32 protein-coding genes, 3 tRNA genes and 1 pseudogene are annotated in these 22,292 nt (G+C 52.9%); 17 read left to right on the forward strand and 19 right to left on the reverse strand.

The window, feature by feature from the left end:
* Window positions 1–142: 142 nt before the first annotated feature.
* Window positions 143–331, forward strand: coding sequence for a hypothetical protein (locus tag JMJ04_RS19370; protein ID WP_201372068.1), 189 nt, complete (start codon window positions 143–145; stop codon window positions 329–331).
* 76 nt (window positions 332–407) lie between these two features.
* On the opposite strand, the gene JMJ04_RS19375 is transcribed toward JMJ04_RS19370, so the two are convergent.
* From JMJ04_RS19375 to JMJ04_RS19400, 6 genes are all read right to left on the reverse strand, one after another.
* Window positions 408–803, reverse strand: a complete 396-nt coding sequence (locus tag JMJ04_RS19375) for a hypothetical protein (protein ID WP_201372069.1) — start codon at window positions 801–803, stop codon at window positions 408–410.
* Complete coding sequence (locus JMJ04_RS19380) at window positions 730–1,122, reverse strand: hypothetical protein (RefSeq protein ID WP_201372070.1); 393 nt, start codon at window positions 1,120–1,122, stop codon at window positions 730–732. The genes JMJ04_RS19375 and JMJ04_RS19380 overlap by 74 nt, the downstream gene beginning before the upstream one ends.
* Entirely contained in the window at window positions 1,115–2,059 is a 945-nt protein-coding gene (locus JMJ04_RS19385) for a DnaB-like helicase C-terminal domain-containing protein (protein WP_201372071.1), read from the reverse strand. Before JMJ04_RS19385 ends, JMJ04_RS19380 begins: the two co-directional genes overlap by 8 nt.
* Window positions 2,059–2,859, reverse strand: a complete 801-nt coding sequence (locus tag JMJ04_RS19390; RefSeq protein ID WP_201372072.1) for a hypothetical protein — start codon at window positions 2,857–2,859, stop codon at window positions 2,059–2,061. The genes JMJ04_RS19385 and JMJ04_RS19390 overlap by 1 nt, the downstream gene beginning before the upstream one ends.
* Before the next feature lie 48 nt (window positions 2,860–2,907).
* Window positions 2,908–3,735, reverse strand: a complete 828-nt coding sequence (locus tag JMJ04_RS19395) for an RAD52 family DNA repair protein (protein ID WP_201372073.1) — start codon at window positions 3,733–3,735, stop codon at window positions 2,908–2,910.
* A gap of 166 nt (window positions 3,736–3,901) precedes the next feature.
* On the reverse strand, window positions 3,902–4,276 hold the full coding sequence (locus JMJ04_RS19400) for a hypothetical protein (protein ID WP_201372074.1): 375 nt from the start codon (window positions 4,274–4,276) through the stop codon (window positions 3,902–3,904).
* Between the two features lie 83 nt (window positions 4,277–4,359).
* Between JMJ04_RS19400 and JMJ04_RS19405 the strand changes: the two genes are divergently transcribed.
* A complete protein-coding gene (locus JMJ04_RS19405) occupies window positions 4,360–4,809 on the forward strand; it encodes a hypothetical protein (protein ID WP_201372075.1) in 450 nt (149 codons plus the stop codon).
* Here the strand turns inward: JMJ04_RS19405 and JMJ04_RS19410 are convergent.
* The 12 genes from JMJ04_RS19410 to JMJ04_RS19465 all read right to left on the reverse strand — a co-directional run bounded on the left by JMJ04_RS19410 (window position 4,802) and on the right by JMJ04_RS19465 (window position 10,053).
* Window positions 4,802–5,491, reverse strand: coding sequence for a DUF2786 domain-containing protein (locus JMJ04_RS19410; RefSeq protein ID WP_201372076.1), 690 nt, complete (start codon window positions 5,489–5,491; stop codon window positions 4,802–4,804). The two genes, JMJ04_RS19405 and JMJ04_RS19410, sit on opposite strands and share 8 nt — an antisense overlap.
* A 421-nt stretch (window positions 5,492–5,912) precedes the next feature.
* Window positions 5,913–6,206: a hypothetical protein gene (locus JMJ04_RS19415; RefSeq protein WP_201372077.1), complete on the reverse strand. Its 294-nt coding sequence runs from the start codon at window positions 6,204–6,206 to the stop codon at window positions 5,913–5,915.
* A gap of 21 nt (window positions 6,207–6,227) precedes the next feature.
* Complete coding sequence (locus JMJ04_RS19420) at window positions 6,228–6,602, reverse strand: hypothetical protein (protein ID WP_201372078.1); 375 nt, start codon at window positions 6,600–6,602, stop codon at window positions 6,228–6,230.
* A 49-nt stretch (window positions 6,603–6,651) separates the two neighbouring features.
* The gene (locus tag JMJ04_RS19425; RefSeq protein ID WP_201372079.1) at window positions 6,652–6,864 is read right to left on the reverse strand and encodes a hypothetical protein; all 213 of its coding nucleotides are present in this window, start codon (window positions 6,862–6,864) and stop codon (window positions 6,652–6,654) included.
* Between the two features lie 57 nt (window positions 6,865–6,921).
* Complete coding sequence (locus JMJ04_RS19430) at window positions 6,922–7,224, reverse strand: hypothetical protein (RefSeq protein WP_201372080.1); 303 nt, start codon at window positions 7,222–7,224, stop codon at window positions 6,922–6,924.
* Entirely contained in the window at window positions 7,221–7,442 is a 222-nt protein-coding gene (locus JMJ04_RS19435) for a hypothetical protein (RefSeq protein WP_201372081.1), read from the reverse strand. Before JMJ04_RS19435 ends, JMJ04_RS19430 begins: the two co-directional genes overlap by 4 nt.
* Before the next feature lie 2 nt (window positions 7,443–7,444).
* Window positions 7,445–7,642, reverse strand: a complete 198-nt coding sequence (locus JMJ04_RS19440) for a hypothetical protein (protein ID WP_201372082.1) — start codon at window positions 7,640–7,642, stop codon at window positions 7,445–7,447.
* A 3-nt stretch (window positions 7,643–7,645) separates the two neighbouring features.
* The gene (locus tag JMJ04_RS19445; protein WP_201372083.1) at window positions 7,646–7,873 is read right to left on the reverse strand and encodes a hypothetical protein; all 228 of its coding nucleotides are present in this window, start codon (window positions 7,871–7,873) and stop codon (window positions 7,646–7,648) included.
* Window positions 7,874–7,975: 102 nt separating this feature from the next.
* On the reverse strand, window positions 7,976–8,245 hold the full coding sequence (locus JMJ04_RS19450) for a hypothetical protein (protein ID WP_201372084.1): 270 nt from the start codon (window positions 8,243–8,245) through the stop codon (window positions 7,976–7,978).
* A gap of 53 nt (window positions 8,246–8,298) precedes the next feature.
* Window positions 8,299–8,814 (reverse strand): hypothetical protein, encoded by a 516-nt coding sequence (locus JMJ04_RS19455; protein WP_201372085.1) that lies wholly within the window; start codon window positions 8,812–8,814, stop codon window positions 8,299–8,301.
* Between the two features lie 128 nt (window positions 8,815–8,942).
* Complete coding sequence (locus JMJ04_RS19460) at window positions 8,943–9,230, reverse strand: hypothetical protein (protein ID WP_201372086.1); 288 nt, start codon at window positions 9,228–9,230, stop codon at window positions 8,943–8,945.
* 100 nt (window positions 9,231–9,330) lie between these two features.
* Window positions 9,331–10,053 carry a hypothetical protein gene (locus JMJ04_RS19465; protein ID WP_201372087.1) on the reverse strand — a complete coding sequence of 241 codons (723 nt, stop codon included), beginning with the start codon at window positions 10,051–10,053 and terminating at the stop codon, window positions 9,331–9,333.
* A gap of 1,841 nt (window positions 10,054–11,894) precedes the next feature.
* Here JMJ04_RS19465 and JMJ04_RS19470 point away from each other — a divergent pair.
* From JMJ04_RS19470 to JMJ04_RS19515, 10 genes and pseudogenes are all read left to right on the forward strand, one after another.
* Window positions 11,895–12,809: a hypothetical protein gene (locus tag JMJ04_RS19470; protein WP_201372088.1), complete on the forward strand. Its 915-nt coding sequence runs from the start codon at window positions 11,895–11,897 to the stop codon at window positions 12,807–12,809.
* Window positions 12,755–13,024, forward strand: a complete 270-nt coding sequence (locus JMJ04_RS19475) for a hypothetical protein (RefSeq protein WP_201372089.1) — start codon at window positions 12,755–12,757, stop codon at window positions 13,022–13,024. Before JMJ04_RS19470 ends, JMJ04_RS19475 begins: the two co-directional genes overlap by 55 nt.
* Entirely contained in the window at window positions 13,021–13,233 is a 213-nt protein-coding gene (locus JMJ04_RS19480) for a hypothetical protein (protein WP_201372090.1), read from the forward strand. Before JMJ04_RS19475 ends, JMJ04_RS19480 begins: the two co-directional genes overlap by 4 nt.
* A gap of 134 nt (window positions 13,234–13,367) precedes the next feature.
* Window positions 13,368–13,610, forward strand: a complete 243-nt coding sequence (locus JMJ04_RS19485) for a hypothetical protein (protein WP_201372091.1) — start codon at window positions 13,368–13,370, stop codon at window positions 13,608–13,610.
* Between the two features lie 75 nt (window positions 13,611–13,685).
* A tRNA-Val gene (locus tag JMJ04_RS19490) sits at window positions 13,686–13,754 on the forward strand.
* Between the two features lie 82 nt (window positions 13,755–13,836).
* Window positions 13,837–13,908, forward strand: a tRNA-Met gene (locus JMJ04_RS19495).
* Window positions 13,909–14,132: 224 nt separating this feature from the next.
* Window positions 14,133–14,206 (forward strand): annotated as a pseudogene (locus tag JMJ04_RS19500).
* A gap of 37 nt (window positions 14,207–14,243) precedes the next feature.
* A tRNA-Asn gene (locus tag JMJ04_RS19505) sits at window positions 14,244–14,320 on the forward strand.
* 479 nt (window positions 14,321–14,799) lie between these two features.
* Window positions 14,800–14,958 carry a hypothetical protein gene (locus tag JMJ04_RS19510; RefSeq protein WP_201372092.1) on the forward strand — a complete coding sequence of 53 codons (159 nt, stop codon included), beginning with the start codon at window positions 14,800–14,802 and terminating at the stop codon, window positions 14,956–14,958.
* A gap of 161 nt (window positions 14,959–15,119) precedes the next feature.
* Window positions 15,120–16,712 carry a DNA methyltransferase gene (locus JMJ04_RS19515; protein WP_201372093.1) on the forward strand — a complete coding sequence of 531 codons (1,593 nt, stop codon included), beginning with the start codon at window positions 15,120–15,122 and terminating at the stop codon, window positions 16,710–16,712.
* Window positions 16,713–16,753: 41 nt separating this feature from the next.
* Here the strand turns inward: JMJ04_RS19515 and JMJ04_RS19520 are convergent, their stop codons facing one another.
* Window positions 16,754–17,197: a response regulator gene (locus tag JMJ04_RS19520; protein WP_201372094.1), complete on the reverse strand. Its 444-nt coding sequence runs from the start codon at window positions 17,195–17,197 to the stop codon at window positions 16,754–16,756.
* Window positions 17,198–17,250: 53 nt separating this feature from the next.
* On the opposite strand from JMJ04_RS19520, the gene JMJ04_RS19525 reads away from it, so the two are divergent.
* From JMJ04_RS19525 to JMJ04_RS19545, 5 genes are read left to right on the forward strand one after another with little or no spacing between them, the layout of a single operon-like run.
* A complete protein-coding gene (locus JMJ04_RS19525) occupies window positions 17,251–18,687 on the forward strand; it encodes a terminase large subunit domain-containing protein (RefSeq protein ID WP_201372095.1) in 1,437 nt (478 codons plus the stop codon).
* Between the two features lie 11 nt (window positions 18,688–18,698).
* Window positions 18,699–20,204, forward strand: coding sequence for a phage portal protein (locus tag JMJ04_RS19530; RefSeq protein WP_201372096.1), 1,506 nt, complete (start codon window positions 18,699–18,701; stop codon window positions 20,202–20,204).
* Window positions 20,201–20,926: a hypothetical protein gene (locus JMJ04_RS19535; RefSeq protein ID WP_201372097.1), complete on the forward strand. Its 726-nt coding sequence runs from the start codon at window positions 20,201–20,203 to the stop codon at window positions 20,924–20,926. Before JMJ04_RS19530 ends, JMJ04_RS19535 begins: the two co-directional genes overlap by 4 nt.
* Window positions 20,923–21,303, forward strand: a complete 381-nt coding sequence (locus tag JMJ04_RS19540) for a hypothetical protein (RefSeq protein WP_201372098.1) — start codon at window positions 20,923–20,925, stop codon at window positions 21,301–21,303. Before JMJ04_RS19535 ends, JMJ04_RS19540 begins: the two co-directional genes overlap by 4 nt.
* Before the next feature lie 25 nt (window positions 21,304–21,328).
* Entirely contained in the window at window positions 21,329–22,282 is a 954-nt protein-coding gene (locus JMJ04_RS19545; protein WP_201372099.1) for a phage major capsid protein, read from the forward strand.
* The last annotated feature ends 10 nt before the right edge of the window (window positions 22,283–22,292 follow it).

A 22,292-nucleotide genomic window follows, 5' to 3' on the forward strand; every position in this document is an offset into this window, starting at 1 on the left:
TTCTCCTTCAAGAGGTCTGTGAAGTTTACCCAAAGGTGTGTGTCCTGCATCTCTCTCGCCAGGGTTGATTTGCCACTGGCTATAGGTCCGTGTAAGGCTATCCAACTCATCACGCTTTTCCCCCATTCAAGAACGTCGATACTTGGCGACAGATGCGCTGGTAACGCCTCTCGGTGTGGGAGGGTTTGCCAGAGCGGCGACCCGCTTCTCGGAGCGAACACCCCTGGACGACAAAGCTGAGAAAGTGTTTATCCTCTTGACTGAGGATCTTGACAGCATGCCCCAGGTCGACGCGCTCCTCAAGAGAGCTGCCTTCGAGGTTCTTGAGTAGGAGAGCGACCAACTCCAACGTGTACAATCGCGTTTCCTTTCCCAATAGTACCCGAAGGTATTCAACTACGGAAGATCTAGTTTCTCAACATGTTTCGATATGTTTCAGCATCGCTCACAAGTGCGAGATACTCGGCATAATCCATCAGAACTGCACGACGATGGAGACGCTTCCCGCGAATGATGACACATCCGTTTCGCCAGCCGATTCGCTTGGCCTCGTCGAGAACTTTCCACAACCAGTTGAGATCGACTTTGAAGTACCTGGCCCCGTCTATATCCAGGGTTTGGTACACTTTAGCCTCCACGAGGAGTGCTAATTCCTCCACCATGACATCCCCTGGCATATCCTGAAGTGCTCCAGAAAGTGGGACACGTTTGGCACTGCTGAAGCCCTGGCTACGCAAATCGGCTGCGAGATCGACCTCGTTTTGCTTTCCTCGGTTCTTGGCTCGCCTTTGCTGGTCGCCCATAGCTGTCTCCCTTTAGGTAACTGTCTGCTTTGATCTCATCTTGAAAAATGTGGCGGTAACTCAAGACCAGCAAGTCTGCTGCCAACCTCACACGCTCTTGCAAGGGGAAGGGCAGAGCAGCCATAAATACGTCGGTCTGCGCGTCTGTCCTTGGTCGACTCCCCGGCAGGTGATCCTCTGCATCCTCAAACGGCTCCTGGATCTCTCGGCCAAGCCCTATCTCATCAAGCTCCTTCCAGGCTCCCTTCTTCCAGAGAAGGTAGACCGCTCGAATGGCGACTGCCCTCTCCAGACAGCGCACATCGTAGTATTTACTCATCTAACTCTCCTTCTACTGGCAGATCACCCCAGAGAGCTACTCGTGGGCTAAATGCCATTGGTAATTTGCGGCCAGCGCGGCCACTGCGGTTCTTGCCGACGATGCAGAAGGACAGCTCGTCCTGCTCCTCGTCCACATCACCTCTCTCCTCGAACATCTCAGGCCGATGGAGGAGGAGCACCTTATCAGCGTCCTGTACCAGCTTGTCAGACTGGTAGATATCGGTGAGCGTCGGTGTCGGATCTTTGCGTTTCAGGCTCTCGCGGTTCAACTGGCTCAGAACCAGACCAGGAGCATACTGGCGTGCGATTTCGTGCAACTGGCGCGAGATCTGGCCGAGAGCGAAGGTGTGGTTGCCTGTCCTGTCGGCGACACCTGATGGCACAATGCCAACATGGTCCAGAATCCAGAACCCACACGACTGGTTGCTCTTCCCGTCCTTCCGCCGGATGAAGTCCTCGATCATCCCGATGTCGTTGCCCCCTTGCACGTAGGCAATTGGCAGCTTTGCGAGCTTGCGGTGTGCAGCCTCAATGCGCCTTAGCTCATCGGGAGTCATTCGCCCTGTGTTCAGCGACCGAAGTGGCACATCTGCAAGCTGGCCGAGCAGGCGTTGGAGCATCTGGTCTGCGTCCATCTCAAGGGTGATGATCCTGACTTGGAGGCCGGGATACTGCTCCTTGAACTGCTCCGCGACACTGATCCCGACCGACACCCCAAAGGATGACTTACCAGCATTACTCCTCGCCGCCAGAATGGTCAGTTCGTTTGCCCCGTTCCCATCCTTGTGCTGAATGCCTCCTGTCTCTTTGTCCAGAAGGTCGAAACCCCAGGAATATCCCCAGATGTCCGTTGGGTTCATGTACCGCTCACGGATGCGGGCTATCGTCTTATCGGCGACTTCCTCCTGGCGCAAGACTTGAATGTCGCTTACCATCACTCACCCTCCTCTAGTTGCCACTTTGGTCGCTTTCTCGGCAGTTTGAGCAGATGTGCATACTTCACTCGATCAGCCTCGATGTGCTGTAGCTGGATCTTGCGCAGCTCATCGTCCGAGAGGCCATCCTCGTTGCCATTGAAGGGCTTCTTGAAGGGCGGGCGAGGCTGCTGCTGCTGCTGCTGTTGTGGTGGCTTCGGCGCTGCCTCGGTGCCCTCAGTCGTGACCATCTTGTTGATGTAGGCGAACATATTAGGCCGAAACTTCTCGACGTTGCCGACCGAGTAACGCCGGATCATGGTCAGAAGTAGCATTGCTGGCCCCATCTCCGCTGCCGTGTTCTTCTCTGCTGCCGCAGCCAGTGCTCTGCGCTGCTCCTCTTTGAAGGGCTTCTCTTCTGGGAGGACTGTGTTCATCACCCGCTCAATGAAACCCATCAACTTGATTCGGCGTCTACCAGCAGGGCTGTAGGGCTGGTGTGCGGTGCCAGTGGCGTCCATCGCGTCGATATCAGCAGCCAGTTTGTCCAGAGGATCAATCTCGATTGGCTCCTCTTCCTGCTCTATCGCTGGCTCCTGGGACACAGGCTCAGTCAGGCGATAGACGTAACCAGAAGGGCTGCGCTCAGCAGTGATGTACCCAAGCTCGACAAGCTCTTTGCGAGCACTCCAGACCGATGTGCGAGACGTGATTCCGAGTAGAGCGCAGGCTTCACCATCTGCCAGAGATGCTGTACCGTTAAGATACAGATGCAAGACCAGTGCCAGCGCGGCTCTCGACTTGACCCTCGAAATCTCCATCGCATCTCCTCTCAAGGGCCAGGGGCCGAAGCCCCCGACTGAACGAGCCTACCATCGAGCGCGGCCACCGGAAGCAGCAGCTACCGGAGCAGGAGCACCACTGAGATAGTTCGCACGAATGTCATCAGCAGTGGCACCTGCGAAGGCATCGTTCACTGCGTTGCGAGCGTCTTGCGTGTTCATCGCCAGGATGTCCTCATCGGTGATGCCTACGGTATACAGCTTTTTAGCCTGTGGGATGGAGATCTTGCCAGCATGTTGTGCGGGATTCTGATCGCCGTTGCCACTTGCGCGTACCTGCGCCTGTGGGATCTGCACTGGCTGCTGGCGGGGAGCCTGCTCACGTGGAGCCTGTGCCCCTGCCTGCTGGTACTGTGGCCGAGCGGGAGCAGCCTCTTTGATCTCGAAGCCCTCTGGAAGCTCCAACTGCCATGCGGCGTAGCACTGAGCCAGGAGCACACTCTTGTCAACGACGAGGTTGTAACCCTGGTAGGCGTTCGCAAGGGTAGGAGCGGAGTAGAGATACCTGCCCAGGCCATGCACCGCAGCCGCACGTTTGACTGCCTGCGCGTAGGCACCTGTGGGCGACTTCAGATCACTGATGCCATGAACGGTCTTGCCAGCGATTGTCAGCGGGACCAGGAGGGACACCAGATTGACAGGCTCGCCATCCTTGTTCGTGAACTCAGTCGCCTGTATCACCTTTGGCTCACCAAGCTCCCACTCTCCAGGCGCGTCCTGGTCGAGGCGGGTGAAGTACTCCCAAAGCTCAACGTACACCAGGGCAACACCACGGCCACCAGCACGAAAGTCAAGCTTTTCAATCTCAAAGGGCTGTGCGAGGCGGCTCTGAATCTGTACGTACTCGTTGCTCATTGTGTCTTCTCCTGTGTTCGAATTTTCATTGTCAACTTGATTTGTCGAAGTTTCAGCATTTCATCGGTTTTAGTAGGGGTGGCTCATCACCACCCGACTTACTAAGTATACCATAAGATTTGAGGATTAGGCAACCCTGTTTGTGGTCAATTTGTCGATGTTTCAGCTAAACCCGTAGACTCGCTTTTGCCCGTTCTATTGCCACCTCAAGTGCATCCAGATAGATCTGCTTCTCCACGCCATCGAGCTTCTCGGCCATCTCCTGGGCCTCTGCCAGCAGCAGTCCCTCGCGGGTCGTGGCAGCACTGGCACCAACCACACCGATTTGAGCAGCCAGTGTATTGAACGGGATGTGCATGGCGTGCGCGTAGCCAGCCAGGAGCGCCATGTCGATGCTGGTGGCGTTTCCATTAATGAGATAGCCGAGCTTGCCACGAGTCAGCTCTGGGGCACCTCTCTTTGCAAACTCTTCCTGGGTCAACTTGTTCTCTCGCATGTAGTTGATGACGAGATGCTGCAATGCACGAATGTCTTTTCGCATTTTCACTCCTCCAAGTGGGGCAAAATCCCACAAATCTGCTATACTGTAAATAGTAGACCATTCAACACAAAGGATACCACATTATGTCTCGACCTTCAAACCCCCCTATGAACGTCACCCCCATGTCTGAGGCCAGCGAAACCAAGAAACGTGGCCGAGGCCGACCAGCCAATCTCGAAATGCCACCAGTACCGCAGGCGATCCTGGACGGGATGACCGAGCTGGAGCAGGCCCACTTCGAGCACTTCCGCGACGCCTACACCGAAGCCTGCAAGAAGCGCTACGGGAAGATCACACCCACTGCCGAAATCGGCATCGTCCAGGCTGCGCTCGATTATATCCACCTCTGGCGCATGCAGATTGAGCAGATCCAGACAGGCAAGCTCGTGTCACAGGCTCGCCAGCACCCTGGCACCAGCCTGCGAGCGTGGCTCCAATCTGCTGGCCTTCAGGAGAAGGACATGATGGAGCCAGCCAAGCAGGAGGATGAGAAGTCAGCCAACCGGGCTACCCTTCTCAGCCTGTCTAGCTAATCTGGCGACGTGCCTGGCTCCCACTCAGGCCAGGATTGATCGCGATGTTTTTACCAGATGCATATCCCTGCCTCACTGCGCTCTGGCCCATGCCGATGTTGATGGCTCTGCCTCGTGTGGTGCTCCCAAAGCGCTGCTTGACTTCAGTGTCAAGTGCCTGGGCATTCACCACCACCAGGGCCATCGTCTCGCCATCCTGGGACTGCTCAGACGCCTTCAGACGCTCGATGATCGCCTTCACAGCACCAAGACGAAAGCCGCCTTTGAACGTGCGTACCGTCTGCCGTGTGTAGGGATACGCGACTTGGTGCGCCTCCCATCCCTGATCGGCCAGACGGTCAATGGCGCGTGTCAGGTAGGCGTAGAGGTACTCAACCACCTCAATATTGTGCTTGCGACCGACCAGATAGACCACGCGCTTCTGGCTATTCCAGATCACCTGACAGAGGTTAGTGCGTGCCAGGATCGTGTACAGGCCCAATTTCCAGTTCGTGTTCGGGAAGTCTGGGCGGTCATACCACGTGTACTCAGACTTCTTGGCTGTGACCTGCTCCAGGCTCAGATTGTACTTCATGAGCAGCTCTGTCGCCTTCTCAGCAGCCAGTGCAGCCTCGTTTGGGTTGCTGGAGGTTGAGAGGGCCAGCAGGTTGCGGATCTTGTTGATAATTTTCTCGGTTTCCATGTTGTGTCTTCTCCTGTTCCCCACCCCCGCGAATGAGGGTGTTCATCCTGCTGAACGTCGATGTTCAGTACAGTGAACGTGCATGTTCAATCAACTGAACGTTGATGTTCATTTCACTGAACGTGCTATGTTCATTCTGCTGAACATGTTCAGTACACTGAACGTTGATGTTCATTTCACTGAACGTAGTTGTCCGTACAGCAGCTCGACTTATTTAGACAATAAATAGATAGATAGATAAAGGGCTTCGCCCTCTGGCCTATCGGCCATTCACCTGCGATTGACACTAGTTACTCAGTCAGTCATATCAATTCAATCGCTGTGTAGAAGCTTTGAGACGCTGCTGAGAGGCCACTATGTCGATTAGTCGATAAATCTGCACATCTCAGCCATTGCAGACGGTCTGAGCCTCGCCTGAGCCTCAAAACGGCCCATTTATGGTGGCTGCTGCCTCACACCAGATGTCACAGTACATGGCACCAGCCTCGGAGAGTGGAGCGCCACAGGACAGGCAGGCGTTTGCCTCATATTCCTCCAGCTCTGGCTCGGCAGTCAGGTCGACCAGGGGTTGGTCGCACTTGGCACAGGTGAGCGTCTCAACACCCTCGTCAGGCTCGAAAATAGGGCTTGCGGTGCCAGTTGGAGCGCACGACGTGTGGTAGATTTTGCGGCGCACGCGCACACCAATGATGCTGAAAAGTTTTGTTCCAATCATGTCAGTCTCCTTTTGCACAGATTAGTAGTCATAGTACGAACGGTTGCGACGTGTGGTCAGAGGTTGACCAAACAGATTGTAAAGCCGCCCGCAGTCGCATTCATTCGTGGAGCAGGCCAGATCGACCTCCCGGCCACAGTCAATACAGCGTCCGGTGGCTGGCACCGTGTAGGCGTGGTGGTAGGTCTGCATGCCCATGTACTTGACTGCGTATGTTCCATCCTGGCACTTGGTCAGGTTCTCGATAGCCTCTTCCCCCATCTCGTGCAGGAGATAGTTCCCGTGTTTGTCACAGGGAAAGCTGAAGCCAGCCTCGGTGCCATCGTCAGGGAGCCAGTTATACACCTGCGCATAGGTTTCGTATTTCACGCGCTCAGACTTGCGAAGAATCTGCATTGCAACCCGCCTTTGGTGTGCCAGGGATTGCTCCCCGGCACCGCTCGCTCTATCGGTTAAAGGTGACGACTAGGCAGTAGGTGGACTTGTGACCAGTGTAGGTGGCCTCACATAGCTCTAGACCAGCCTGCGCCAGGGCTTCTCGGTCAGCCTGGATGCGCTTGGCGACCTTTGGACGGTCAGGACGGTGGTACTGGCGCACGAGGCGGTCTGGCGTCTCTTGTAGCGTCGTCATCGGTCCCAGGTGGTGAAAGTTGAACATGTCGTGCTCCTCCTGCTTTGTCTATGTTTGTGCAATTTGACTACTAAGTATGACGTACTAGGCCAGGTATAGCTCAGTGGTCCAGGCTTGTAGGCGCTCCTGGCGCTCGAAGAACGCTGCCCACGCCTCTGGGCTATTCGGTATAAACCGGACAGGCGGCAGGAACAGCTCATTCGCGAAACAGTGACCAGCAGCGCAGTCAGCACAGCGCAGTGAAACCACCTCCAGTTCCACGCGACAGAGGGCACACCACAGGTGGGTGGGCATGTCGTCACCGTTGTAGATAGGCTCGGCGTCTGCCTCACGTGGAGCGCAGTCTGGGCACCAGTGCTGGCCCATCCATTTGTATGCGACAATCACAGTTGCACCTCCAGTTCTTTCCAGTCAGACAACGTAGGCTCAAAGCGGCCATCGGGCCAGAAAATGAGATTGTGCTCAAATTTGTAGATCATGCCGCCATCTTTGGCACCGCTTATGCGAATGTCTAGCAAGCTGTGACCGCGCACAAACAGGGCTTTGTCGTCCTCTAGTGCCTCAATCGCTTTGCAGGCCAGTGCAAACATCTGCTCATTGCTCATGCTTAGTTCTCCTTTGTGCGCTCTAGATAGACTGATGACAGGAAGGCGAGACACTGTGGCAGGGATGGCTTCTCGACTGTGTAGCCAAGGCCATTTTTGAAATATCTGTACTGCCCGTCTGGCGTGCGCTCAGCAGGCACGAACAGGCCAGGGAAGGCGAAGAAGCCAAGGCTCTCGTGCCAGTGGTTGAATGGTCCCATGATTTAGCCCTCCAGAATGTTGATCAGTACAGATACAGTGGCGTGCTTTTCGATGTCGCTTTCAGTAAAGGCGCGGGATTGCCGCACCTCCAGCCAGAAAATGATCTCGTGGGGGTTCAGACCCCATTCCAGGTTGTGCAGCTCAGTGGCGGCAGACAGGCGCAGGTCGACTGGCTGGTGTCCATCGCGAATGATCTCGACCAGCTTGGACTCGAATTGGCGATAGTTCATTGTGTCTTCTCCTTGTTCGTGCGTCGATTAACTCAATCGACATTGCTATGTTAACACTTCGACAAACATGTGTCAACTATCTAGTTGGATAGGTAGACAAACTTAGTTATTTAGCAGTTGGCAGTCGTATGGGCTGTGGTATTCTTCGCAGCCTAGCCAGATCTGATAGGACTCACCAGCGATCTCGGCATCTCGGCTATACTGGACGCCATCCGCGCAGTGGCGACCATCCTGGGTGACAAGGCAGACCGGGCCAGCGTAGCGGCTAATCTCGCGCCAGTGTTCCAGGCTGTAGTCTGGGCGAGGCCAGACCAGATAGGCGACCAGGGCCAGGATGGCGACAAGAGCGGCGACTGATGTGTACAGTTTCATGTTTCTATCCTCCAGGGAGGGCCAGCCAGGGCCAGCCCTCGCGACTAGTCAAACTACTTTCCGTGATTGATGGCTGCGCAGGCTGTGAGCTTTGGGCGTCCGTCAGTCGCCAGAATTGGAGTCCAGACACCGTCAGTGTCAAAGCCGTGTGCCTCGGCGCAGACCGGGCAGACATCGACGCCGCACGTTGTGTAGCCGATGACCTCAGCAGGCTCCTCAGCAGGCTCCTGGGCTGGCTGCTCCCACTCTGTCGTGGTCAGCAGCTTGATATTTGCCAGGAAGTCAGTGTAGATGGCGATGCGAGTCTGGCAGCGGCGGACTTTAAATAGTGCGATGTGGCGCTCATGCTCGTCCTTTGTCGTGCGCAGTGTCTCCCACTCAGTTTTGAGTGACTTTTTGGCCCACCCAATCACACGCTTGGCGGCTTTTTCGGCGCTCAGGATGAACGGCGTACCGTGAAAGTTTTCCAGGAAAGTGGCGCAGGCTCGATAGGCTTCCTGCTCGACAGTATCCTCAGTGTGATACTCAGCCAGATCAGTGTAGAGGGTGTGAAGTTCGTTGATGTTCATTGTGTCTTCTCCTGTTCGTTGTGTGGGCGGTGGAGGCTCGTTACCTCCACCCGCCAAGTCAACATTAACATTTCGACAAACCGTTGTCAAGTGTTTTTGTCGACATTTCGATAATTGGTACTATGGTACTATTTGCTGGCGTATTCGATGGTGGCGACTAGGTGCTTGCATTGCGCAATGCGTTTGACCGTGTGACAGTAGGAAAGGTAGTGCTCACGAGACGAGGTGGCACCGCCATTCGCATAGGCCAGTTCTTTGTCCTGATAGGCTTTCAATTGAGCGTTAAGGCCACGCAGGGCGACCGAGACGGGATGGCCGTTCAGTACAGAGAGAACAGCGCCAAAGGCTTGGATATCGACGGTGTCGCCAGACTGGCTCAGATCGCGGTATAGCTCATTTAGGACTAGAACTTTCATTGTGTTTTCTCCTCAGTTCAGAAATATTTTTGACTTATGCCAGTTGGCAAAAGGGGGGTAGGGAGTCGAACCCTACAGGCTACCACTAGCCCCCTGGGGATTAGTACCAGCGGCAGCTAATCTCTTTGTGGCTGGTGTAGGCTTGGCCGTCAGACTCACCACCAGCGATACGGGCATTTTCCCAGAGCATTGCAGCAGTGACCACTGGAGGGTACTCAGGATAAAGGGCAGTGCATTCTGCCAGCATGCGCTTCTCAGTCGCCAGATAGCAGGCAACCTGTGCTTTGGTTTTGCCAGCCAGTTTTTCCTGATCAATTCCCAGGCGTTTGCAGTGCCAGGTATCGATGGTCAGTAGTTTGGTGTAGAAAGGGTTGTAGATGAACAGTGCCCAGGATACCAGCTTGCAAGCCATGCCAGGGATAAGGTTGACCATTTTTTCGCGCCATGCTTGCTGCTCAGCCAGTGTGTCGCCAGCGTCAAAGTTCAGTGCGCCAGCTTTGTGCAGTTTCTCCAGTGCGTACAGGCAGTCGATGTGGGATTGCATCAGGCCGGAGGGGAAGCGGTTCCCAGGCTTGCGCCCAAGCGCGTCTTTCAGCTCTTCTTGATTCTCAGGCAGTCCATTGAAGAGGTATTTTTCAGCAAGGATGCGAACATAGCCACCGTTGATGGTCAGTTTTACACGCTTGCTCAGTGCGCTTGCCCAGAAGGCGAGAAGCACGCTAGGCTCTTTGTCGCCGTGTAGAATCTCGCTCATAGCCGCGAAGGTTTCCTGGATGGTAACCTGTGTTTTCTCCGTGTTGCTGTTGACTTTCTGTTTTTTCATTTTGTGTCTTCTCCATTTCGTTTTTTTCGTTTCGGCGATTTCGCCGCTCGCCTTGCGGTGATTGAAGTATGCCATACATCAACAAAGGCTGTCAAGTGGGCAATATCGAAGTTTCGACAAATTGGTTGCGGCGACGTGGTCTGGAGCGGCTCTGGGAGCGGGCTGAACGAATTTTAAAACTCGTGGGAAATTGGTAAAAAGTCGTTTGATTTTGCTTTGTTCGCTGCTATGGGACGCGGCAAGGCTGCATCTATTGCCCGTATACTCGCTAAAACCCAAGGCTGTTTGGCCGTTTGGGGCTGGTGGGCTGGTGGGGATGGCTGGTGGGCTGGTGGGCTGGTGGCATTGTTTAGGGTGAAAAGATCCGCGATTGAATTGAAGGGGAAGGGGGAATAAATCTTTTAAGTGGTAAGGGTGATATCTTTACCCTGTTGTAAGGATGGAAAGTCTTTTAAGTGGTAAGGCTGTTTAGAGCTTGCCCGCTACTGATGAGGGGATGTCTCTTTATAGCATCTCTGTGAGGCTGTAAATGTATACGTCTTTATAGCTTGCATGCTGGGTTGCCATCTCTCTATAGCATGCATCTCTGGTAGCATCGTCATGTGGTCTGTCTGGTAGCATGCTGTAGTGAGTTACCAAGTGAGTATGTAGTAAGCAATGGGTAGTGAGTAGGTAGGGATAGGGTATAGCATCCTCTGTCAATCGCGTGTTTTTTGTGGGGGTGTATTTATCGTTATCTTAAGAGAGGATAAGATTGTATCTTTTGTCTGTCTGTCTGGTGTGTCTGTCTGGTGTGTCTTTTCTGTCTGTCTGTCTGGTGTGTCTGTCTGTCTTTTCTGTCTGTCTATTGCCCCGTTGAATAGAGAGAAGAATAGAGCGATAGAGGGCAAAAGAGAGGATGAATAGACCGTCTGTTCTAGGGCTGTCTGTCCCTGTCTGGCTGTTCTAACTCTGTTCTAGTGGGCTGAGATGGCTCCCCAGGCGGGCCGAGCCTAGATCAAGAGGGTCACATTGCGCCGGTCCGAGCTTGGCCCGAATCGAGGCAGAGGAAGTGCTCTCTCAAATCAACCCGCAACTTCGAAAGTTTTTCGGCCTGATAAACAATAATAAACTACTATTATTTCCCCCAATACCCATCAATTCTCTCGCACCGAAGCGAAGCGTAGGTTGGGGTGAATGGCGAAGCCAGAGGGGCAAAGCCCCTTCATAACTCTTTATTTATTCTTTATTTATTTATTGTCTAAATATGTCGAGCTGCTGTACGTACAACCACGTTCAATCAACTGAACATTGACGTTCAATCAACTGAACATGTTCAATCTATTGAACGTTAGACGTTCATTTAAATGAACATAGACGTTCAATCAACTGAACATGTTCAATCTATTGAACGTTAGACGTTCATTTAAATGAACATAGACGTTCAATCAACTGAACATGTTCAATCTATTGAACGTTAGACGTTCATTTAAATGAACATAGACGTTCAATCAACTGAACGTTAGACGTTCAATCAACTGAACATGTTCAATAGATTGAACATAGACAAACCAATCTGACGAGTTTTTCTCGAAGTACAAAAATTGGCTGAAAAAGTGGGGCAAACATCGACAGATGTGGTATAATATAGATGTACTTAAAGATTAAGAGAGCGCCTGTTCTCGACGCCTGGGTGGACTGATCCTCCGGCCACACGCTGCTCGGAAGGACCAGACCCCACGGACCAGACCGAGTTCCAGGCATGCAGAAGGGGAACAGAAGCAATCCGACTCGTTCCTGTTCCCCTTTGTCGACGTAATCGACACTTCCAGATTACCAGGGAGTGTCAAGGGGGAAAATTAATGTTCAACTTCAAAGCAGCATGGGATGCACTGAGAAGTCAACCTCAGACACCAGCAGTCAACACGGGCCAGACCACCCCGCCCCAACCAGACCAGCATGACGCAGTCAAATCCACGTTTGTCAACTGGACTGCAACACTGGTGCCATTCGCACTCGGTATCCTGCTCGCGATATCGAATGGGTATTTCTTTGCGGGCTTCCACGACTTCAGCCTCACGGATGTGAGCACCTTCATTGCCTGGGGATCGGGCTTCGCGATTGAAGCAGCTACCCTGGCAGCGATCTTTAACGCCAGCCTGCGACTGAAAGCAGGAGACAAGAAGGGCTTTCGAGCCTCACTTGCCGTTGGCCTGGCGCTTGCCTTCATCTCGTTCACAGCGCAGTACGTCTTTCTCCAGATGTCTCTCGCCAATGGGAGCCTGGTGGTGAACGACAGCGCAGTAGACAAGATGCCGCTCTTCTCGATGCTTGTCGGAGTGAACGGATTTCAGGGACACGACATTCTGTTCCTTATAAGGAGTAGCGCCTATCATGTTGCGGAGTTCTCCTGCACCTTCCTGATCGCCTCCAAGGGCATGACTCACGAGAAGAAACTGGAGCATCAGCGCCGAAACTTCGAGTACAGCATGGCAGAGGCCCAACAGCAGATGGTGCTCGACTTCATGAAGAACATCAACGAGAATCTGACACAGATGATGTCTTCGCAGCAGCGCCTCATGAACCAGCAGTTCGTCCAGGTGACAGAGCACATCGAACGTCCGGTCCCTCGCATCGAGCCAGTAACGCAGATCACCGCCGAGATCGACGCCAGACAGATCGCAGCAGCGCTCGACGAGCAATCAAAAAAAGCGAAAGCTCTTTGGACGCCGCAGCCCCAACCGGAGAGCCAGAACCAGGGGCCAGCAAACGAGTAAAACGCACCCCCGAAGAGGTGAAAGTGTTGCTCCTGGCCTACCTGGACGATGGCGAACAGTGGCCGGAGGGCATGGATAAAGAGCTTATCAAATACTACAGACGCACCTATATCAATCCCAAAGGCGGGAAACACGCTCTCTATCTTGCATGGCGGCAGGAATGGGAGCAGTCACATGGAATCACCTACCTACCGAATAGGAGAGCAGGGACATGAGAGTGTTTAGAAGTGCAGCGCTAAAATCCTGGAAGCTAGCGGAAGATGGTTCAGAGGCTCTGGACGAGCAGATTATCGAGGTCTTGCGAGACATCGGCAAGGTGTACGGGAAAGCGCCAACCCTCGTGGACTTCCATGTATCAAAAGTAACCACGAACTGGCTACCACCGCATTACGATGAGTATTTAACGGTGTTGGCAGACATTTAGCAGACGCGACCTGAGCATGTCGAACTAAACTGCTCCCTCTTTACGGTTCGACCCCACTCCTAGCAGCCGCACCGCTCCCTTGTTTATGGTATACTCATCTATAGTTGTGTATCTATATTAAAGGAGTTTTAATCATGTTTGGCGGTTTAGTACGTGGTCTTATACGCGGCAGCGCACGATCCTATGCAAGGCAGCAAGAGCTACGAGCACAACAGATAGCTCAGTTGCAGAGAGACACCATAATCCGGCAGCAGCGTGTCCAAATACTGCAACAAGAGGGGGAACGCCTTGAGAGGCAATATCGTGAGAGTCTGGCAGAAATGGAAAGATTGAAGAAGCAGCGCGAAGAATTGTTAAAGAATCAGAATAACGAGTAATGCTCCCAGGTTTCGCCGTACTGAATCCGCTGAAAACGGCGCGTCGAATAGGGGAGACGTTAAACTGCCCCGTAAGGGACCATAGCTCAGTTGGGAGAGCAGCCGGGACGCTGGCGGTCGGAGGTTCAAGTCCTCCTGGTCCCACTAGGTTTGTAGGTCTTCTGAGTGAAACCTTCCGTGTTTCAGGGATAAGTGTGGATAAACACGTTAAAGAACCGCCACGAGAGGTGGGTTAGTGCAACGGCTAGCACAGTGGCCCCATAAGCCACAGATCAGGGTTCGACCCCCTGACCCGCGATAAACACATGTCAGAGTGGTCAAATGAGCGACCGGGCACCTGCGTAACAGCGCAGGCAGCAGTCGTGCTTCGGCTGCGTGGGTTCGATCCCCACTGTGTGAGGCATAGCTTCAGAAATGATGGATGCCGAAGCGGTCCATGCTCCCAAAACCGACTCACAATCGGGTTTCCGCTCTAAAAAGTGGGGGCTTCTCCTGGTCATGAGAGAGTAAAACTGACCGAATGACGGTATAGTACTCCCGGTGGAAACACTCACAACGGCTGTGAGAGATGGTTGGTTCGACTCCAACTGCTGCCACTGGACCTGGGCATGTCGGTAAACTGCCTTTCCCCCTTCTCGCGTAGCTCAAATGGTGAGAGCGGTGGATTGTTAATCCATAGGTTAGTGGTTCGAGTCCATTCGCGGGAGCCAGTTGGTGCCTGGAAATTCCTGAGCGTCCAGGTTAAATGACGGGCAGTGGTACAGCCAACACCATGCCGGAGGTAGTTCAGCGGAAGAACAGCGCGTAGCACCACACTAGAAGGCATCCAAAGCGAAAGTACAACGCAGAGGATGTACGGTGGCCTGAGCAGCGTGAGGGATGCTAGCGTACCCTAATGTCGCAGGTTCGAATCCTGCCCTCTGGGATTTCTCACTTTCTCCCATAATTTGTCTCTACATCCACTACGCTGCTCGCAGTAAGGGTAGAGTACCCATGTTCTCTCATACTCACGTGCTGTGAGAGCCAGTATATCAGCGCAAACGGCCACACCACAGTTTGTCATCGTTCGGCAAATGACACAGGGAAGTTCTTTATCAAACCCAAGTTCGATGTAGCAGTTATCATAGCAGTCATCCATATCTTTTACCCCCCTCTCTTTTAGCATACGACCCAAAGAAAAGGCGACTGAATGGAGAATTTAAAGCTATATCTGGGCGCTCTGATGATGCGTGCCCTTGAGGAGGCGAACATTGACCTCCAGAAAAAGTGGCCGAACGTTGAGATCGTGCTGTTGGAGAAAGTGCCCCTGCTGGAGCCAATCGATGCAGATACCGTCCTGACGGAGTAACCTCTACGGCCACTACCCTTCCTCTATCGCTACCCCTCATTCATGCCCAGAATAAAGGGCACTATATACCCAAAATATGCTATAATCAAGCCGATCCCTAAATTAATTCAATCCGTCAATGCCATCAGCAATGAAGCAAAGTCCGTAAGAGGAAGAGACGCATGAAAAATCAGCTTTATTATGGCGATAACCTAGAGGTCTTGCGAAGATACATCAAGGATGAAACCGTCGATCTTTGCTATATTGACCCACCATTCAACAGTAAGCGCAACTACAATCAGATTTACAACAACATCGGTAGCGAAGATCGGGCACAGGCTCAGGCGTTCATAGATACGTGGGTATGGGATGAACGTGCAAATGAGGGATTTGCAGAAATTCTCGCTAACGATACAGGCCGCTTTACAGCGCAGGTGGTTGATCTCATTAGAGGGTTGCAACCAGTTTTGAAAAAGGGCAGTTTGCTTGCTTACCTCGTTAGTATGACTCTTCGCATTACAGAAATCCATCGAGTTTTGAAGGAAACCGGAAGTTTCTACCTGCATTGTGACCCAACCGCAAGCCATTATTTGAAATTGCTATTGGATGCTATTTTTTGTTCACAAGGCGGAAATTTTGTTAATGAAATAGCTTGGTGTTACGAAATTGGCGGAAGAGTTTCAAAACATGCTTTTGGCAGACGACACGATAGTCTGTTGTTTTATGTTAAAAGTAAAGACTATGCGTTTAACTGGGATGACATTTTAGATGAGTTCTCTGAATCGGGAAAAGCTAAATTCCGATATGAAGATGAGAATGGTAAATATCGATTAATGGGGAGATTTATTAAAGGAAGTCCCATTAAAGGGCACCGGGATGTTTCTCCTGAGTGGGAAAACACACATCCAGAGTTAGTTTATCGGCATTATTTGAAAGAAGGAAAAATGCCAGTTGACTTTTGGAATATCCCACCCATTAATCAAGCGTCAAAAGAACGATTGGGTTATCCCACACAAAAACCTGAAGCCCTTCTTGAGAAAATTATTTCTGTTAGTTCCAATGATGGCGACGTGATTTTGGATGCCTATTGTGGCTGTGGAACAACCATCGCTGTTGCTGAACGTTTGAGACGCAACTGGATAGGGATAGACATCACCTATCAAAGTATCTCCCTTGTTCTCCGCCGATTAGAAGGACAATACGGCAAAGAAACTATCAACAACATCAATCTTAACGGTATTCCGAGAGACATGTCTTCAGTGAAAGCTCTGGTGCATAAGAAGGACGATAGGGTACGCAAAGAGTTTGAGAAATGGGCTGTTCTGACCTACTCGAACAATCGCGCCATCATTAACGAGAAGAAAGGCGGCGACCAGGGTATTGATGGTACTGCTTTTTTCCTTACAGGCAAGGACGAGAATGCGAAAATCGTGTTTCAGGTCAAGTCCGGCAATGTTGGGCGTGACGATACATCGAAATTAAATAATGATAGGATGCGCGAGGGAGCTGAATTAGCTGTCATTCTTACACTTAATCCACCAACAAAGGGTATGAAAGACGAAGCGAATGCCGCTGGTATGTACACACACGCACTTATGGGCCGCAATTACCCACGTATCCAGATTATCACCATCGAAGATCTTGTAGAGCATCATAAGCGGCTCGACATACCAATGAGCCTAGAAGTGTTGAAAAAAGCGCAAGCCGCTACATCGAAGGATTTACAGCCCTCACTATTCACGAATCCAGAAGATCCATTTCAAACGGCTTCGTGATAGAACGCTGATCTACATGCCAACCAAATAACCCTTTCCAATCACGCACCCCGTCTCCTCTTCCCTCTCGGCGGGGTGTCCTGGTTTCTCGTCCTCCTCATCCGTAGATACGGTGTTAAGCGAGCCAACGTCTCGTAGTCATATGGGCCACGATACACCGCTATATGCCTGGGTAGACGAACGCTGGCATCATTGTGACAGAGCAGAATTTTGCGGGTGTGATCCCGTAGATCAACCATATGCTGCTCACGCTCCAGGGCGCAGATGTCACGAAAGCATTCCGAACCAGTCCCATCGGGTAGATCATTGTCCACGATGAGTACCTCTGGTACACCTTCCTCTATTAATATCCTCAAGGCGTCCTTGCAGTTTGACACAACCAGGGGCCAGAACACCGTCTTCTCGATGAATATCTCCCTCAAGGTTGCCCTAAGCTTCTCGTCTGGCTCGACAATGATGGCGATGTAACGCTGGCATTGTGTCATATTTCACCTCGCTTACTAGAACACACGATCCACCCCCTAAAAGAAAGTGTATCATGCCCCACAAAAAAGTCTCTATCTCAGTCGAAGAGGTGACGACTGACCCGGTTGCCTTCGCTCGCGCCTTCCTAAAGAAGCCCAACGGCGAGCCACTGGAGCCACACCCAGGCCAGATTGAGATGCTTCGTGCCATCAAGTCCATGACCATCTGCTGTTGTGGGCGTCAGTGGGGCAAATCGGTGGCGATGGCGATCTATGCAACATGGTTCGCGGTCACTCACTCCAATCGGCAAGTATTCATCGTTGCTCCCTCTCTCGACCAAGCAAGGATTATCTTTAATGAAGTCGCATTCCACTTCCGCACAGGACCACTTGCCAGCCTTCTCGAAGGCAAAATTAATGAGTACCCCTTTCCTCGAATCAAGCTCGCCAACGGGACAGAAATACATGGGCGTGGGGCGAACAGTCCACAGTTCCTTCGCGGTAAAAAGTGTCACCTTGCTGTTGTTGATGAAGCTGCATTTTGCAAGGACACAACATTAACCGACGTAATCGAGCCGTTTATGACCGTCACAGGCCAGGAGAAGGACTCCGGCATCATCATGATCTCCACCCCATTTGGGCTTGGCGCTTTTAAAGACTACTATGATGCAGCTCCTCTCGACGATACTGGCACGATGACCCGGTTCCACTTCCCCTCGACCAGCAATCCCCATGCAGATCCCCGATTCCTAGAGCGAGTGAAAAAGCGCGTTGGAGAAGACTCCATGACATGGCGCACAGAGTACCTCGCAGAGTTTGTCGATGACGATTTGGCTGTGTTCCCCTCCAGCGCCATTCGCTGGGCCTACGAACACTATCCCTACCTTGATAAAGAGACGGGTGTCTACGAATTCCCCTATAAACCACAAGAGAATCACACGTATGTGCAGGGTGTTGACCTTGCCAACGTCCGTGACTGGTTCGTGAGTACTACCCTCGATACTACCGATCCCCTGAATGTTCCCCTGGTGAGTATGGTTCGCCAACAGAAGCGAGGCTACACAGTCTACAAGCAGATTGTCCGTGAGCAACATACTACCTACAACAATGCGGAAACACTCATCGATGCTACCTCGCTTGGTGAGTCGGTAGTTGAAGACCTGAATGACATCCAGGCTGAAGGTTACAAGTTCAGTAACCAGAGTAAGTATGAAGTCATCCAAGAGCTGTCCCGCATGATGGCAGAGCATAGGCTCCTGATCCCCTACGACCGGGACATCATTAGTGAGCTGCAAAACTTCACCTATGAGTTTACGGCCAACAAGAACATTCGCATGGAGGCCAAGAAAGGGCACGACGACATTGTGATGTCTCTCGCCCTGGCGGCTCACCTTGCACTCATCCCCCGGCGATTGGGCCTTATGATGGGCGTCAATTTCTCTCGAATTGCGCCAAAACCCCAACCTGTGACAGGTGATCCCTTCGCCGAGCTATTCTCCTTTGACGACTGAAAGGCACCCCTATGACCTTAATTGGTAAAGCCTTCAAGAGTCTGTCTACCACCATCAAGAAGGCAAGTCGTGGGAGCCTGACCGATTATGTGATCAATGCTCCTCCTGAGTATGGTCAGCCTCTCATCGTCGGTGCTGACGCCTCTGGACTCATCTCACCGCCACGCATGCGCGAGATCGTCCGTAAGACCCCAACAGTGGCCGCTTGTATCAATGCCATCTTGGACTACTGCTCCAATGTGGAGATCCTCGTTCGCAACTCCGACCCGGCCAAGCCTGCTGATGAGACGCGAGCACAGATCATTGAAGACTTGCTGCACAACCCCAACGACCTGGACACTGGCCGACACTTCCTGAGCAAGCTGATCTTTGATCTGGCTGTGCTCGGTTGGGCAGGTGTCGAGATCGAAGAGAACAGGTACGGCAACCCAGCAAAGCTGCACGTGGTAGACGGTGCTCGACTCTACATTGACTTTGACGAACACGGCGATGTGAATGGCTATGACATGCTTGACATCCAGGGCCTTCCGATCCGTGGCAACGATGGTATCCATGCCTGGGAACCTGACCAGCTCATCTACTTCCGACGCGATGCTGTCTCCAACTCAGTCTATCCCCTGAAACGCCTTGAACAACTCTTCTCCTGCGCCATCATCGAAGACATGATGCTCGCCTTCATCGGCGGGAAATTCATGGAATCCAACGTCCCGTATGGCGTGTACGACCTGGGTGATGTGAGCGAGTCAGAACTCAAGATGGCTGTGGACTACTGGAATGACCAGGCCACCAGCAATCACCGCATCATCATGACTGGTAGCCGTGGTGGCTCGACCTTCACACAGTTCGGCTACGCCTTGAAAGACCTGGAGGCCACGGCACTCCTGGCCGAAGTGCGCGGCAAAATCATGGCGATCTTGGGTGTCACCCTCAACGAGCTTGGCGACTCTGGTGATGTCAACAAGTCCAATGGCTACAACCTCTCGTACACCTTCAAACGAAGAGCGATTGAACCTCTCCTGAAGGAGATTACGGAGAGCCTGACCTATCGCCTCGTCAAGAAGCGGATGAACTTCAACGACATCGAACTGTATTACGAAGAGATTGACAGCCGTGACGAGCTGCTCCAGGCCCAGATCGACGATCTGAACTGGAAGATGGGCGTCTTCACTCCGAACCACATCCGCAACAGAAAAGGACTCCCAAGCCAGGACGGTGGCGACGATGCAACGATTGTAGTCGGCACGACAGTGATGCCGCTCGACCTCGTTCGCAAGTTTGCCCAGGCACAGCTTGAAGCGATTGAAGCAGAAGTCGAATCCTTTAAGCAGCAGGCGGCACAGGCCCAAATCTCTCCCCCGCCAATTCGTGGACCACAACCACCAGGAGGCGCGAGCTACCCTGACGGTGTTGGTTCCTCACGAGTACGCATCAGCTACCCCAAGCCACAATCCAACTCCCCACAAGCTGCGCGAGGGCCAGTTCAGGCCAATCGCAACGCAGGAATGAGAACCCCATGAACGACGTAACGATCCTTCAAAAAGTCATCGCCATGCTGACTGAGATGCTGGTCCATGAAGCCCACGAGGGCGAGGGAACCCCTGAGCAGCTCGGCATCACTGGCAATGGCGTGAAGAAGTCGATGGAAGAACTGCTCGATGAGTGGTTCGGCCCTGAAGAGGTCCACAAGTCCTATAACCCGATTGAGAAAGAGTTCGTCATCACAAAGGCGTGGGAGTCGGACGCTGGACTCAATATTGAAGGTTGGGTATCGACCGATGACCAGGATCTTGAGAAGGACATCACCGAGCCAGAAGCCTTCCAAAAGTCAATCGATGACTACTTCCGCAGATCTGCTCCTGTCTCCTTTAACCATAAGACCGCTGAAGTCCCTGTCGGCCACTTGCAGAAAGGTGCGCTTGTCCGGGATGGAAAGATCTTCCACGAAGTCTCGCATCCACGAGACGCAGCAGAGTTTGAACACTTCCCAGGCACCGGAAATGGTTTCTATGCCAGAGGTGTGCTCACCGAACCTGTCGCTGCTGGCGCTGTCCGTAAGGGCAACATCGGTGGCTTCTCCTTCATCGGCAACGCGACTCGCTACCAGAAAATCCCCGGTGGTGGTAGGCGCTTCACCGAAATATATCCACTTATCGAAACTACTGTCGCCCCCTATCCAGTTAATCAAAAGGCCGCAATCATCGCTGCTAAAGCGTATGGCCTAGAAGAGGAATCCGAATGACCCCCGAAGACTTCGCTGCGATGATCGCTAAAGCTGTTACCGATGCTCGCACCCCCGTTGCTGCCTCTCAGCCTGCCCCTGAGCCTGTCCAGAAGGCTGCTCCTTCCGTCTCCCTTGAAGATGTGCAGAACCTCCTGATCTCCTCCTTTGGCGAGTTCAGCAAGGCGATTGACGCCAAGATTGAGAAAGCGACGACCTTCTCTCGCGAGGGTGTTGGCCGCACTGGCACCGTTGCCCCTGAAGACTCCCGCGATGCTGATCCAGTCAAGCACCTCCTGAAGAAAGCCAGTGACCCCGCAGCCCTGGATGACACCGACAAGGCTCTGATTAGTGCATTGACCAATCGTGCGCTGACCGAAGGTATGCTCTACGAATAATCTCCCCTGAAAGGCTTCTCCCCACATGACTCTCTCCACTGATGAACTGATCCTCAAAGCGACTGGTTCAACCTCCAGCGCACAGTTACAGGCCCTGATCCCCCAAATCTGGGCGTCTGTCATCGAGCGCAACCTGCGCCTGCGTGCCGTGTTTCAGCAAAGCGTCGTTGAGAATACGGACCTCCTGGCCCCTGAAGCTGGCGATCAGGTCTATATCCCGATTCTGCCTGACCTGGCCGCGCTTGGCACCTTGACTGAGGGCACCGATATCACGCTGACTCAGCTCAACAATGCCAGCTCCATTATCCTGAAACCAACCGAAGTCGGTATGGCTGTTGAAGTCACTCGCAAAGCCCTTGACCGCCTGAAATATGACGGAATTGCAGAGGTTATGGATCGCCTGAGCTACTCCATGAGCTTGAACATCGAAGGCCGTTTTGCCGCTCTGTTCAACGCGACCGTACCTGGCACCGCGACCAAGCTCAGCGCACTCTATGCCAACAACAAAGCGACTGCCACCATCACCACGACCGACACCTTTAGCGACCAGTTGATCCTGAACGCCGTTGCGGCTCTTGAGCAGGCAAACAACGTCCCGTTTGATGATGGCTACTACCGTCTCTACATCTCACCGACACAGTACGCTGCCCTCATGATGGACCAGAACACACGTCAGGACTTGCGGTATGCCGCGCCTGATCGGTTGCTGACTGGCGAAAAGGGCGCTCTGCATGGGTGTCGCGTTGTCGTCACCAACTATATCCAGAACACGGCTGAAGGTTCTGCTGGTGCGGTTCCTGTCCAGAACGCGATGTTGCTCGCTCCTCGTTGGGCCGCAATCGCGTGGAAGCGTCGTCCACAGCCAATCATCGATCCAACGCTGTATGACATGGGTCGCCGTCGCCGCTTCGGTATCCTGGCCGACTATGACGCGGAGCTGATCCACGCCGAGCGTGCCCTGGTCCTGAAGAGCGCGTAATAAGGAGAGC

The sequence above is a fragment of the Ktedonobacter robiniae genome (genome assembly GCF_016587375.1).
Lineage (GTDB): Bacteria > Chloroflexota > Ktedonobacteria > Ktedonobacterales > Ktedonobacteraceae > Ktedonobacter > Ktedonobacter robiniae.